Annotated in this window: 13 protein-coding genes; 11 read left to right on the top strand and 2 right to left on the bottom strand. The window is 63.0% G+C overall.

What is annotated here, in order from left to right; translation table 11 throughout:
- The 7 genes from K675_RS30385 to K675_RS0104330 form a co-directional block, all read left to right on the top strand.
- Positions 1–471, top strand: a 471-nt coding sequence (locus tag K675_RS30385) for an ABC transporter substrate-binding protein (RefSeq protein WP_037006298.1), incomplete at its 5' end; no start/stop codon positions are given.
- A gap of 169 nt (positions 472–640) precedes the next feature.
- The gene (locus K675_RS0104355) at positions 641–2,041 is read left to right on the top strand and encodes an OprD family porin (RefSeq protein WP_026144917.1); all 1,401 of its coding nucleotides are present in this window, start codon (positions 641–643) and stop codon (positions 2,039–2,041) included.
- Between the two features lie 94 nt (positions 2,042–2,135).
- Positions 2,136–3,731, top strand: a complete 1,596-nt coding sequence (locus K675_RS0104350) for an ABC transporter substrate-binding protein (protein WP_017902289.1) — start codon at positions 2,136–2,138, stop codon at positions 3,729–3,731.
- Between the two features lie 74 nt (positions 3,732–3,805).
- Positions 3,806–4,816 carry an ABC transporter permease subunit gene (locus K675_RS0104345; protein WP_017902288.1) on the top strand — a complete coding sequence of 337 codons (1,011 nt, stop codon included), beginning with the start codon at positions 3,806–3,808 and terminating at the stop codon, positions 4,814–4,816.
- A gap of 10 nt (positions 4,817–4,826) precedes the next feature.
- Entirely contained in the window at positions 4,827–5,738 is a 912-nt protein-coding gene (locus K675_RS0104340) for an ABC transporter permease subunit (protein ID WP_017902287.1), read from the top strand.
- Positions 5,739–5,748: 10 nt separating this feature from the next.
- Complete coding sequence (locus K675_RS0104335) at positions 5,749–6,717, top strand: ABC transporter ATP-binding protein (RefSeq protein ID WP_017902286.1); 969 nt, start codon at positions 5,749–5,751, stop codon at positions 6,715–6,717.
- Positions 6,717–7,685, top strand: coding sequence for a peptide ABC transporter ATP-binding protein (locus tag K675_RS0104330; RefSeq protein ID WP_017902285.1), 969 nt, complete (start codon positions 6,717–6,719; stop codon positions 7,683–7,685). The genes K675_RS0104335 and K675_RS0104330 overlap by 1 nt, the downstream gene beginning before the upstream one ends.
- 105 nt (positions 7,686–7,790) lie before the next feature.
- Here the strand turns inward: K675_RS0104330 and K675_RS0104325 are convergent, their stop codons facing one another.
- Positions 7,791–8,054 carry a hypothetical protein gene (locus K675_RS0104325; RefSeq protein WP_017902284.1) on the bottom strand — a complete coding sequence of 88 codons (264 nt, stop codon included), beginning with the start codon at positions 8,052–8,054 and terminating at the stop codon, positions 7,791–7,793.
- 378 nt (positions 8,055–8,432) lie between these two features.
- Positions 8,433–10,016 carry a peptide chain release factor 3 gene (locus K675_RS0104320; protein WP_017902283.1) on the bottom strand — a complete coding sequence of 528 codons (1,584 nt, stop codon included), beginning with the start codon at positions 10,014–10,016 and terminating at the stop codon, positions 8,433–8,435.
- A gap of 353 nt (positions 10,017–10,369) precedes the next feature.
- Here K675_RS0104320 and K675_RS0104315 point away from each other — a divergent pair, with 353 nt between their 5' ends.
- From K675_RS0104315 to K675_RS0104300, 4 genes are read left to right on the top strand one after another with little or no spacing between them, the layout of a single operon-like run.
- Positions 10,370–11,083: an ABC transporter permease gene (locus K675_RS0104315; RefSeq protein WP_026144916.1), complete on the top strand. Its 714-nt coding sequence runs from the start codon at positions 10,370–10,372 to the stop codon at positions 11,081–11,083.
- 14 nt (positions 11,084–11,097) lie between these two features.
- On the top strand, positions 11,098–11,991 hold the full coding sequence (locus tag K675_RS0104310) for a glycine betaine ABC transporter substrate-binding protein (protein ID WP_017902281.1): 894 nt from the start codon (positions 11,098–11,100) through the stop codon (positions 11,989–11,991).
- A gap of 9 nt (positions 11,992–12,000) precedes the next feature.
- On the top strand, positions 12,001–12,654 hold the full coding sequence (locus tag K675_RS0104305; RefSeq protein ID WP_017902280.1) for an ABC transporter permease: 654 nt from the start codon (positions 12,001–12,003) through the stop codon (positions 12,652–12,654).
- A complete protein-coding gene (locus K675_RS0104300) occupies positions 12,651–13,808 on the top strand; it encodes a betaine/proline/choline family ABC transporter ATP-binding protein (RefSeq protein ID WP_017902279.1) in 1,158 nt (385 codons plus the stop codon). The genes K675_RS0104305 and K675_RS0104300 overlap by 4 nt, the downstream gene beginning before the upstream one ends.
- The last annotated feature ends 101 nt before the right edge of the window (positions 13,809–13,909 follow it).

Raw genomic sequence — 13,909 nt, 5'->3', positions numbered from 1 at the left:
CCGGTCCAGCGTCCGTACAACCCCAACGCCAAGCTGATGGCCGAGATGCTCCAGGCCGACTGGGCGAAGATCGGTCTGAAGGTGAAGATCGTCAGCTACGAATGGGGCGAATACATCAAGCGCACCAAGAACGGCGAGCACGACATCAGCCTGATCGGCTGGACCGGCGACAACGGCGACCCGGACAACTGGCTCGGCACCCTCTACAGCTGTGACGCGATTGGCGGCAACAACTACTCCATGTGGTGCGACCCGCAATACGACAAGCTGATCAAGCAGGCCAAGATCGTCACTGATCGCGACCAGCGCACCGTGCTCTACAAACAGGCCCAGCAGTTGCTCAAGCAACAGGTGCCGATCACCCCTGTCGCCCACTCGACGGTCAACCAGCCGTTAAGCGCCAAGGTTCATGACTTCAAGGTCAGTCCGTTTGGTCGCAACTCGTTCTCGGGCGTCAGTATCGAACAATAAAACCGTGCCCCACGCGCTGAGGGCGAATTTCGCTCTCACGCAAACTTGCAGCCGAAATTCGGCGAATCACTGCCAAGCAAACGTTTGCGAAAAGAAAAAAGAGTTCACCACAAAACAGCCGGCACACCCAAAAAAGCCGGTATCAAAAAAGAAAGAAAGGAGCTTTACCTTGAAACTCTCTCAGAAAGCGTTGTTAGCCTTAGCAATCAGTAGTGCCAGCCTGATGGCCCATGCGGAATCACAGAGCCAGGAGTTCATTCCGACCGGCCTCAACACCAGCAATGCCCAGAGTGAAGCCAAGGGCTTCATCGATGGCCAGAGCCTGGGCGGCACTACCCGTAACTGGTACGCCAACGAACTGAAACGCCGGGATGACCGCTTCTCCTACAAGAAAGGCGGCGACACTCCGACCCCGACACCACGTCGCATCAACTGGGTCCAGGGCACCATCCTGAACTACACCTCGGGCTTCACCCAGGGCACCGTCGGCGTCAGCACCGAAGTCGCCGCCTACAACGCCATCGCCCTGGACCGTGACCGCAAGGATATGGCCGGCGGTTCCAACCGTACCCTGACCCACAGCGACGGCGACGCCGTCGGCCAGTGGAGCAAGCTGGGCCTGGCCAACGTCAAGTTCCGTGTCTCGAACACCACCCTGACCGCCGGCCGCCAGAACTTCAGCACGCCGATCGTCGACACCATCGGCAACCGTGCGCTGCCTTCCAGCTTCGAAGGCGTGAGCCTGCACAGCGAAGAGCTGAACAACCTGTCCTTCGACGCCGGCACCTTCGATCGCGTGTCGCCACGTACCGAGCAGAGCCTGTCGAAATTCCGCAGCGAATACGGCAATGGCCAGGAAACCGATCGCGTCAACACTGCCGGCCTGAACTATCAGCCCTTCAAGAGCCTGAAAACCAGCCTGTACGCGGCCAAGGTCGAGGACTTCTGGAACCAGTACTACTTCGGCGCTACCCACGACCTGGGCGACAGCTCGATCCTGGGCCTGACCACCGGCTTCAACTACTACAAGACCGTAGACGCCGGCAAAAAGAAAATGGGCGAAATCGACAACGACACCTACTCGCTGTCGCTCGGCCTGACCCACCAGGCCCACAGCCTGACCTTCTCCTACCAGCAGGTGAACGGCAACGAATACTTCGACTACCTGCATGAAACCAACGGCATCTACCTGGCCAACTCCCTGCTGTCGGACTTCAACGGCCCGAACGAGAAATCCTTCCAGATCGCCTACGGCCTCAACATGGCCGAATACGGCGTGCCAGGCCTGAAGTTCAACATCTACAGCTCCCGTGGCTGGGGTATCGATGGTACCCATTACACCGGCACCGCCTATGGCGAAGCAGGTGTGAAACGCAGCGACCTGCGCCTGATGGACGGCGAGAAGCATCAGGAATACGGCATCGGCGCCTCCTACGCGGTGCAGAGCGGTCCGCTGAAAGCCACCGCCATCCGTGCCACCTACACCACTCACCGCGCCTCGGAGTTCCAGGCTGACGGCAACATCAACGAGTTCCGCCTGGTCACCACCATCCCGTTCAAGATTCTCTGATCCACGGTTCCAACCAGTAGGTAGCGACGCTGGGGCCAATTCGACGAATCGGCCCCAGCGACTAATCTGGCTCATTTGATTACGGAGGGTTTATATGAAGATGCTTTCCCTGCGGGCGGCCGTCGCAGCCAGCCTGCTGACCATAGCCGTTGGCGTTTCGGCCAAACCCTTGGTGGTTTGCACGGAAGCCAGCCCGGAAGGTTTCGACCCGGTGCTGTACACCACCGCCGTCACATCCGACGCCGCGGCCGAAACCCTGTTCAACCGTCTGGTGGACTTCAAGCCGGGCACCGCCGAGATCCAGCCGGCCCTGGCCGAAAGCTGGGAAATCAGCCCCGACGGCCTGCAGTACACCTTCCACCTGCGCAAGGGCGTCAAGTTCCACACCACCGATTATTTCAAGCCGACCCGCGAACTCAATGCCGACGACGTGCTCTGGAGCTTCCAGCGCCAGCTGGACCCGAACCACCCGTGGCACAAGCAATCCACCGTCGGTTTCCCGTATTTTGAGAGCATGGACTTCCAGAACCTGCTCAAGAGCGTCGAGAAAGTCGACGACATGACCGTCCGGTTCACCCTGTCCCGTCCCGAAGCGCCCTTCCTGCTCGACCTGGGCATGGCCTTCACCTCGATCCACTCCGCCGAGTACGCCAACCAGTTGCTCAAGGCCGGCAAGCTGGACGACCTGAACGCCAAGCCGATCGGTACCGGCCCGTTCGTGTTCCAGCGCTATGCCAAGGACGCCCAGGTTCGCTACAAGGCCAATCCGGACTATTTCCGTGGCAAGCCACCGGCCGAAGCCCTGATCTTCGCCATCACCCCGGACAACAACACCCGCCTGCAGAAACTGCGGGCCAACGAGTGCCAGGTGGCGCTGTATCCGAAACCGGATGACGTGCCAAGCATCCAGGCCGATCCGAACCTGCAGGTGGTCAGCATGGCGGCGATGGCCACCGGCTACACCGCCATCAACACCGAGCACAAATACCTGAGCGATGTACGCGTGCGCCAGGCCATCGAACTGGCCCTGGACAAGCAGACCTACGCCGACACCCTGTTCGGCAAGGGCAACGCCATCCCGGCAGTCAACCCCTACCCTCCGACCCTGCTGGGCTACAACGACAAGCTGAAGAACCCGCCGCTGAACCTGGACAAGGCCCGTGCCCTGCTCAAGGAAGCCGGCGTGCCCGAAGGCACGGTCTTCACCCTGTACACCCGCAACGGCGGCGGCCCGACCAACCCCAATCCGCAACTGGGTGCGCAACTGATCCAGTCGGACCTGGCCAAGATCGGTCTCAAGATCGACATCCGGGTCATGGAGTGGGCGGAAATGCTCAAGCGCGCGAAAAAGGGCGAACATGACCTGGTATCGGCCGGCTGGAGCGGTGACAACGGTGACCCGGATAACTTCCTGACGCCGCTAATGAGTTGCGAAGCCGCCAAAAACGGCGAAAACTACAGCCGCTGGTGCAACCAGCCGTTCCAGACGTTGATCGAGCAGGCCCGTGCCGAGACGGTACCTGCCGAACGTGCCGCACTCTACGAAAAAGCCCTGGAAATCCTGCACAACGACGTGCTGTGGGTCGATCAGGTTCATCCCAAGATGTTCACCGCCATGCGCAAGAACGTAGAGGGCTATCACATTAATCCGCTGTCCACCAATAACTTCGCCACGACCCAGGTGAAGTAGAAAAATACGCCGGAAGCGGCCCTACAAGGGGCCGCAACCGGCACGCCTAACCGGCTGATGAGGTACACCACAAGATGTTTAGTTTTATTGCCCGCCGACTGGGGTTACTGATCCCCACGTTTTTCGGCATCACACTGTTGACCTTCGCGCTGATTCGCATGATCCCTGGCGACCCCGTGGAAGTCATGATGGGCGAGCGTCGGGTCGACCCGCAGATGCACGCCCAGGCGATGGAACGCCTTGGCCTGAACAAGCCGCTCTACGAACAATACATCGACTACGTGGGCAAGCTGGCCCAGGGCGACCTCGGTGAATCCCTGCGCACCCGCACCGGTGTCTGGACCGAATTCACCGCGCTGTTCCCCGCCACTCTGGAACTGTCGATCTCCGCCCTGCTGTTCGCCGGCGTCTTCGGCCTGCTGGCCGGGGTGATCGCCGCCCTCAAGCGAGGATCGCTGTTCGATCACGGGGTCATGGGCATCTCCCTTGCCGGATATTCGATGCCGATCTTCTGGTGGGGCCTGATCCTGATCATGTTCTTCTCGGTCGCCCTGGGCTGGACCCCGGTTTCCGGGCGGATCGACCTGCTCTACGACATCGAGCCGAAAACCGGCTTCATGCTGATCGACACCCTGCTCAGCGACCAGCCGGACGCGTTCTGGGACGCCCTGCACCACATGATTCTGCCCTCCATCGTACTGGGCACCATCCCGCTGGCGGTGATCGCCCGGATGACCCGTTCGTCGATGCTCGAAGTGCTGCGCGAGGACTACATCCGCACGGCCCGCGCCAAGGGCATGTCGCCGGCCCGCGTGGTGTTCGTCCACGGCCTGCGCAACGCCTTGATCCCGGTGCTGACCGTGATGGGCCTGCAGGTCGGCACGCTGCTGGCCGGCGCGGTCCTGACCGAAACCATCTTCTCCTGGCCCGGCATCGGCAAGTGGCTGATCGAAGCCATCGGCGCCCGGGACTATCCGGTGGTGCAGAACGGCATCCTGCTGATCGCCTGCATCGTGATCCTGGTCAACTTCGTGGTGGACATCCTCTACGGCCTTGCCAACCCACGTATCCGTCACCAGCGCTGAGAGCCTATTCATGAGTACTCCAATCTCCTCAGCAGCAGTCGACCAGAGCCTGCTGTACCCATCGCCCTACAAGGAATTCTGGCAGGCCTTCGCCCGCAACAAGGGCGCCGTCGCCGGCCTGCTGTTCATGCTGTTGGTGATCTTCTGCGCAATCTTCGCCCCCTGGGTATCGCCACACGACCCGAGCGAGCAGTTCCGCGACTTCCTGCTCACCCCGCCGGCCTGGCTCGAAGGCGGCCAGACCCAGTTCCTGCTGGGCACCGACGAACTGGGCCGTGACCTGCTGTCGCGGCTGATCCAGGGCTCGCGCCTGTCGCTGCTGATCGGCCTCTCGTCGGTGGTGATGTCGCTGATCCCCGGGATCCTGATGGGCCTGCTGGCCGGTTTCTTCCCGCGCATCCTCGGCCCGACCATCATGCGCCTGATGGACATCATGCTCGCCCTGCCCTCGCTGCTGCTGGCCGTGGCGATCGTCGCCATCCTCGGCCCCGGCCTGATCAACACCGTGATCGCCATCGCCATCGTCTCGCTGCCGTCCTATGTGCGCCTGACCCGCGCCGCGGTGATGGGCGAACTGAACCGCGACTACGTGACCGCCGCGCGCCTGGCCGGTGCCGGCCTGCCACGCCTGATGTTCATCACCGTGCTGCCCAACTGCATGGCGCCGCTGATCGTCCAGGCCACCCTGAGTTTCTCCTCGGCCATCCTCGACGCGGCCGCCCTCGGTTTCCTCGGTCTCGGCGTACAACCGCCGACTCCGGAGTGGGGCACCATGCTGGCCTCGGCCCGCGACTACATCGAACGCGCCTGGTGGGTAGTGAGCCTGCCCGGCCTGACCATTTTGCTCAGCGTGCTGGCAATCAACCTGATGGGCGACGGCCTGCGCGACGCGCTGGACCCGAAACTCAAGAATGCCGCCTGAGGAGATTCCCATGTCACTGCTAGAAATCAAGAATCTCAACGTCCGCTTCGGCGACAAGAACGCCGTTCCGGTGGTCGACGGCCTCGACCTGAGCGTGAACAAGGGCGAGGTCCTGGCCATCGTCGGCGAGTCGGGTTCGGGTAAATCCGTGACCATGATGGCGCTGATGGGCCTGATCGAGCACCCCGGCATCGTCACTGCCGACGCCCTGCGCTTCGACGGCAAGGACATGCTCACCCTCAACGCCCGCCAGCGCCGGCAGATCGTCGGCAAGGACCTGGCGATGGTCTTCCAGGACCCGATGACCGCGTTGAACCCCAGCTACACCGTGGGCTTCCAGATCGAGGAAGTCTTGCGCCTGCACCTGAAGATGTCCGGCAAGCAGGCGCGCAAGCGGGCCATCGAGTTGCTGGAGAAAGTCGAGATCCCGGGCGCCGCGAGCCGCATGGACGCCTACCCGCACCAACTGTCCGGCGGCATGAGCCAGCGCGTGGCGATTGCCATGGCGATTGCCGGCGAGCCGAAACTGCTGATCGCCGACGAGCCGACCACCGCCCTGGACGTGACCATCCAGGCGCAGATCATGGACCTGCTGATCAGCCTGCAGCAGGAACAGAACATGGGCCTGGTGCTGATCACCCACGACCTCGCGGTGGTGGCGGAAACCGCCCAGCGGGTCTGCGTGATGTACGCCGGGCAAGCCGTGGAAGTCGGGCAGGTCCCCGGCCTGTTCGACATCCCCGCACACCCCTACAGCGAAGCGCTGCTCAAGGCGATCCCGGAGCACAGCCTGGGAGCCGAGCGCCTGTCGACCCTGCCGGGCATCGTGCCCGGCCGCTACGACCGGCCGCAGGGTTGCCTGCTGTCGCCACGCTGCCCATACGTACAGGAAAACTGCCGGCAGCAGCGTCCGGCCCTGGACCCGAAAGCCAATAGCCTTGCCCGTTGCTTCTACCCGCTGAACCAGGAGGTGGCGTAATGGCCGTCGTTCTTACCGCCCGCGACCTCACCCGTCACTACGAAGTGTCCCGTGGCCTGTTCAAGGGCCACGCCACCGTGCGTGCCCTCAACGGCGTGTCCTTCGAGCTGGAGGCCGGCAAGACCCTGGCCGTGGTCGGCGAATCGGGCTGTGGCAAGTCCACCCTGGCCCGCGCCCTGACGCTGATCGAGGAACCGTCCTCGGGCTCGCTGAAGATTGCCGGCCAGGAAGTCGCCGGGGCCGACAAGGCCCAGCGCAAGCAACTGCGCAAGGACGTGCAGATGGTGTTCCAGAGCCCGTACGCCTCGCTCAACCCTCGGCAGAAGATCGGTGACCAGCTCGGTGAGCCGTTGCTGATCAACACCAAGCTGTCGGCTGCCGAACGCCGCGAGAAAGTCCAGGCGATGATGAAGCAGGTGGGCCTGCGCCCCGAGCACTACCAGCGCTACCCGCACATGTTCTCCGGTGGCCAGCGCCAGCGCATCGCCCTGGCCCGCGCCATGATGCTGCAACCCAAGGTATTGGTGGCGGACGAGCCGACCTCGGCGCTCGACGTGTCGATCCAGGCCCAGGTGCTGAACCTGTTCATGGACCTGCAGCAGGAGTTCAACACCGCCTACGTGTTCATCTCGCACAACCTGGCGGTGGTGCGCCACGTCGCCGACCAGGTGCTGGTGATGTACCTCGGGCGCCCGGCGGAAATGGGCCCCAAGGAAGACATCTACGAGCGGCCGCTGCACCCCTACACCCAGGCGCTGCTGTCGGCGACCCCGGCCATTCACCCGGACCCGCTGAAGCCGAAGATCAAGATCGCCGGCGAGCTGCCCAACCCGCTCAACCCGCCGAGCGGCTGCGCCTTCCACAAGCGCTGCCCGTACGCCACCGAGCGCTGCGCGACCGAACTGCCGGAACTGCGCCAGGTGGATACCCGCCAGGTTGCCTGCCACTACGCCGAGCAGTTTCTGTAAGGCAACAAAAAGCGCTCTCCTGAACCAGCGAGAGCGCTGAAACCGCTGTCCCGGCCCCTTCTGTCAGGTTGCGCATCGACCTGGCAGCGGGGGCTTTCTCATTGCTCAGGTATCACTGTCACCCTCGTCGCCATCATCGGTGTCAGGTTCATCCGTGGTGGAATCGTCATCGCCCTTGCTGCCACCCTGGCCTTCGTCACCCGGCTCGGAGTCGGACTTGGCAAGCATCTGTCCAGCGCCCTGGGCGCTCTGCGCGCTCCAGAAGCCATGGGCCTGGGACGGACTCATGCTGGCCCAGGCGGCAGTCGTGCCAAGCGACAGCATCACCAGCACCTTGATCAGCAACACAATGCGTTGAAAGTATTTCATCGTCGCTCCTTCCTTTAGCAGGCAAATCGCGAACAACGGCGCACGAAAGCGGCGCCAACCCTGACTGAACCTAGCCCCAAGCTGGCGACTTCGCCATGGTGGCTACATGAAACTTGGCCCGCGCCCTTAGATCGATTACGACTACCCCCCAGAACCGAGAATATTTCCAGGGCCTCTTCGCGGATAAATCCTGCCACAAGGTACCGTGCCGACCACGAAACTTATGAACGCCACAAAACTGTGGGAGCAGGATTTATCCGCGAAGAGGGCATCAGCCATTGCGCTGAACCCGATCCAGGCGCAGCGTTGGCTCATGCAATAAAAAACCCCGCTGCCAGGCAGCGGGGTTCTCGGTGCTTCACATTCGCCGACGACGAATCAATGATGCTCACGGGTAGCGCGGAATTTCACATCCGGCCAGCGCTCTTCCATCAGCGCCAGGTTGACCCGGGTCGGGGCCAGGTAGGTCAGGTGACCGCCGCCGTCCAGCGCCAGGTTCTCCACGGCCTTGTTGCTGAATTCCTCGAGCTTCTTCTTGTCACTGCACTCGATCCAGCGGGCGGACCATACGGTGATCGGCTCGTAGGAGCACTCGACCTTGTATTCCTCCTTCAGGCGGCTGGCAACCACATCGAACTGCAGCACACCGACGGCGCCGAGAATGATGTCGTTGCTGCGCTCGGGGAAGAACACCTGGGTCGCACCCTCTTCCGCCAGTTGCTGCAGGCCCTGGCGCAATTGCTTGGACTTGAGCGGGTCACGCAGGCGCACGCGGCGGAACAGTTCCGGGGCGAAGTGCGGGATACCGGTGAAGCCCAGGGCCTCGCCTTCGGTGAAGGTGTCGCCGATCTGGATGGTGCCGTGGTTGTGCAGGCCGATGATGTCGCCGGCGTAGGCCTCTTCCAGTTGCTCACGTTCGGAGGAGAAGAAGGTCAGCGCATCGCCGATACGCACGTCCTTGCCGGTGCGCACATGGCGCATCTTCATGCCCTTTTCATACTTGCCGGAGCAGATGCGCATGAAAGCGATCCGGTCGCGGTGCTTGGGGTCCATGTTCGCCTGGATCTTGAACACGAAACCGGTGAACTTCTCCTCCACCGGCTCCACCGAACGCTCGTTGGCCACCCGGGCCAGCGGCATCGGCGCCCAGTCGACCACCGCGTCGAGCACATGGTCGACACCGAAGTTGCCCAGCGCGGTACCGAAGAACACCGGGGTCATCTGACCCGTGAGGAATTCCTCCTGGTTGAACTCATGGCAGGCGCCCTGCACCAGTTCCAGTTGTTCGAGGAAACGCTCGTACTCGTCGCCCAGGTGGGCGCGTGCTTCCGGCGAGTCGAGTTTCTCGATGATCTTCACCTCGGTGCGTTCATGGCCGTGGCCCGGGGTGTAGACGATGATGTAGTCGCCCGCCAGGTGGTACACACCCTTGAAGTCGCGGTAGCAGCCGATCGGCCAGGTGATCGGCGCGGCCTTGATCTTCAACACCGCCTCGATCTCGTCGAGCAGTTCGATCGGGTCGCGGATATCGCGGTCGAGCTTGTTGATGAAGCTGACGATCGGCGTGTCGCGCAGGCGGCAGACGTCCATCAGGGCGATGGTCCGCGGCTCTACACCCTTACCGCCGTCGAGCACCATCAGCGCCGAGTCCACGGCGGTCAGGGTCCGGTAGGTGTCTTCCGAGAAGTCTTCGTGACCGGGGGTATCGAGCAGGTTGATCATGTGCTCGCGATACGGGAACTGCATGACCGAGGTGGTAATGGAAATACCGCGCTGCTTCTCCATCTCCATCCAGTCGGAGGTGGCATGGCGGTCGGATTTACGCGACTTCACCGTACCGGCCACGGAAATCGCCTTGCCCATCAGCAAGAGCTTTTCGGTGATGGTGGTCTTACCCGCATCCGGGTGGGAAATAATGGCGAAGGTGCGGCGTTTCGCGACTTCGGCGGCCTGGTTGGTCATGGGAAATCGCCTGACAGGTGATTCAAAAAAGGGCGCAGATTATAGACCAGACTGCAGCGCAGCGGCCACCGCCAGCCCGACCGAAGCCCTGCGTCGCCCTCCCGGCGAGATGGCCAAATGCTGCCAATTGCGGAACCTTTTAAACGTCGCAGGCGTCCACTTCCCTGTCATGACCTTTCGTCAGGTGTAGAAAAATCAGTCAGTTAGCCTGACGAGGGCGGCGCTCATGGCTTTTCCCGGAGCCGTTCATCGGCCGGGACAAGGCTGCTCTTCGCGAACATCTTCTTCGGTAGCCAGGAATGGTTTTGCCTCACGGGGAAGTGTTCGCCGACCGAAAAAAAAGGAGTCCATCTGTGGCTAATCGCTATGGCAAGGGGCTTGTGGGAGGCGTGACCGTGATCGCGCTCCTGGCCCTGCTGATCCACTGGATCGGCATCAGCACGATCGAGCACTACCAGGCCGACCTGTGGTTCTACCTGCAAGCGCACCTCTACCTGGTGCTCGCCTCCATGTTCGCGGCGCTCATCGTCGGCATACCCGCCGGCATCCTGCTCAGTCGCCCGGCCATGGCCGCGCGGGCCGAGCGCTTCATGCAGGTCTTCAACATCGGCAATACCGTGCCGCCCCTGGCCGTGCTCGCCATTGCCCTGGGGATTCTCGGCATCGGCGCCGGCCCGGCCATCCTGGCCTTGTTCCTCGCCTCGCTGCTGCCGATCGTGCGCAACACCTATGAAGGCCTGAAGAACGTCGAGGCCTCGCTGAAGGAGGCCGCCACCGGCATCGGCATGACCCCGCGCCAGGTGCTGTGGAAAGTCGAATTGCCCAACGCCGTGCCGATCATCATCGGCGGCGTGCGGGTGGCCCTGGCGCTCAACGTCGGCACCGCGCCGCTGGCGTTCCTGATCGGCGCCAACAGCCTGGGCAGCCTGATCTTCCCCGGCATCGCCCTGAACAACCAGCCGCAACTGATCCTCGGTGCCGCCTGCACCGCCCTGCTGGCGCTGCTGCTCGACGCCCTGGTGACCCTGGGCAGCCGCCTCTGGCTCGAACGCGGGCTGCGCGCCTGAGCAAAGGAAACGACATGAAAAGACTCTGCATTCTCCTCGCCTGTGCCCTGCTGTTCGCGGGAGCGGCCCAGGCCGCCGACAAACCGCTGATCCGTATCGGCGCCCGGGTGTTCACCGAGCAGACCCTGCTCGCCGAGATCACCTCGCAATACCTGCGTGGCAAGGGCTACGACACCCAGGTCACCGGCGGCCTGGGCAGCAACCTGGCTCGCAGCGCCCACGAAAGCGGGCAACTGGACCTGCTCTGGGAATACACCGGCGTCTCGCTGGTGGCCTACAACCATGTGACGGAAAAGCTCGACAGCCAACAGTCCTACGCCCGGGTCAAGGAACTCGACGCGAAAAAGGGCCTGATCTGGCTCACTCCGTCGAAGTTCAGCAACACCTACGCCCTGGCCCTGCCGCAGAAAGTGGCGCAGCAGTATCCGCAGATCAACAGCATCAGCCAGTTGACCCAGGTGCTGCGCAATGAGGCCGACCAGCATCACCTGGTGGCTCTGGACACCGAGTTCGCCAACCGCTCCGACGGCCTGGAAGGCATGGTCAAGCTGTACGGCATGAACCTCGACCGCCGCACCATCCGCCAGATGGATGCCGGACTGGTCTACACCGCCCTGCGCAACAGCCAGGTGTTCGCCGGCCTGGTCTACACCACCGACGGCCGGCTGAACGCCTTCAAGCTCAAGTTGCTGGAAGACGACAAGCACTACTTCCCGGACTACACCGCCGCCCCGGTGGTGCGCAAGGCGCTCCTCGACGCCAACCCGCAACTGGCCACCGACCTCAAGCCGCTGGCCGAGCTGTTCGACGACGAAACCATGCGCCAACTCAACGCCCGGGTCGACGTCGGCCATGAGAGCCCCTCTGCCGTGGCCGCCGACTTCCTGCGCCAGCACCCCATCCACTGAGGAGAAGACATGGACTTTATCAACGCCTTTTCCCACCTGGACTGGTCCCAGGTGCTGCACCTGACCGGGCAACACATCACCCTGGTCGGCATCGCGGTGAGCCTGGCCATCGTCTTCGGCGTACCGCTGGGCGTGCTGATGACCCGCTTCCCGGCCCTGGCCGGCCCCCTGCAGGCCAGCGCCACGGTGCTGCTGACCATTCCGTCGATCGCGCTGTTCGGCCTGCTGCTGCCGTTCTACTCGAAATTCGGCCAGGGCCTCGGCCCGCTGCCGGCGATCACCGCGGTGTTCCTCTATTCACTGCTGCCGATCATGCGCAACACCTACCTGGCGCTGACCGGCGTCGAGCCGGGCATCCGCGAAGCGGCCCGGGGCATCGGCATGACCTTCGGCCAGCGCCTGCGCATGGTCGAGCTGCCGATCGCGGTACCGGTGATTCTCGCCGGCGTGCGTACCGCCGTGGTGATGAACATCGGCGTCATGACCATCGCCGCCACCATCGGCGCCGGCGGCCTGGGCGTGCTCATCCTGGCCGCCATCAGCCGCAGCGACATGTCGATGCTGCTGGTCGGCGCGGTGCTGGTCAGTGTCCTGGCCATCGTCGCCGACCTGCTGCTGCAGCGCCTGCAACGCACATTGACTCCAAAAGGACTCCTGAAATGATCGAACTGCAAAACCTCAGCAAGACCTTTCAAAGCAATGGCAAGGCGGTCAAGGCCGTCGACTCCGTCAGCCTGACCGTCAACGAAGGCGAGATCTGCGTGTTTCTCGGCCCGTCCGGTTGCGGCAAGAGCACCACGCTGAAAATGATCAATCGGCTGATCGTGCCGACCTCGGGCAAGGTACTGATCAACGGCGAAGACACCACCGAACTGGACGAAGTGACCCTGCGCCGCAACATCGGCTACGTGATCCAGCAGATCGGTCTGTTCCCGAACATGACCATCGAGGAAAACATCACCGTGGTCCCGCGCCTGCTCGGCTGGGACAAGCACAAATGCCACGAGCGGGCCCGCGAGCTGATGAATATGATCAAGCTCGAGCCCAAGCAGTACCTGCACCGTTATCCACGGGAGCTGTCCGGCGGCCAGCAACAGCGGATCGGGGTGATCCGCGCCCTGGCGGCGGAGGCTCCGCTGTTGCTGATGGACGAACCGTTCGGCGCGGTCGACCCGATCAACCGGGAAATGATCCAGAACGAGTTCTTCGAAATGCAGCGGGCGCTGAACAAGACCGTGATCATGGTCAGCCACGACATCGACGAAGCCCTCAAGCTCGGCGACAAGATCGCCATCTTCCGTGGCGGCAAGCTGATCCAGATCGACCACCCGGACACCCTGCTCGCCCATCCGGCAGACGAGTTCGTCAGCCACTTCGTCGGCCAGGACAGCACGCTCAAGCGCCTGCTGCTGGTCAAGGCCGAGGATGCCGCGGACAACGCGCCGTCGGTCAGCCCGCAGACGCCGGTGGCCGAAGCCCTGGATCTGATGGACGAACATGACCGTCGCTACGTGGTGGTCACCGACGCCGACAACAAGGCTCTGGGCTACGTGCGCCGCCGCGACCTGCACCGCCAGAGTGGCGACTGTGGGCAGTTCCTGCGCGAATTCAACGCCACCGCCGCCTACGACGAACACTTGCGCATCCTGCTGTCGCGGATGTACGAGTTCAACCGGGCGTGGCTGCCGGTGATGGACGCCGAGCGGGTGTTCCTCGGCGAAGTGACCCAGGAGTCGATTGCCGCCTACCTGAGTTCGGGGCGTTCGCGCGGGGCCAAGACCAGCATCGTCTCGCCGGCGGAACTGGTCGAGGCCTGAACCCGACGGTGTAACGGGGCCTCATTGCAGGAGCCGGCGGTGCGGCGATCCGACTTGCCCGAGAATGGGCCCTCAAGATCACCAAAAGCTTCGCGGCGGGT

The sequence above is a fragment of the Pseudomonas fuscovaginae SE-1 genome, assembly GCF_000364705.1.
Taxonomy (GTDB): Bacteria; Pseudomonadota; Gammaproteobacteria; order Pseudomonadales; family Pseudomonadaceae; genus Aquipseudomonas; species Aquipseudomonas fuscovaginae_A.
The sequence above is the reverse complement of the archived record's forward strand: the minus strand, read 5'-3'. Positions and strand labels throughout refer to the sequence as shown.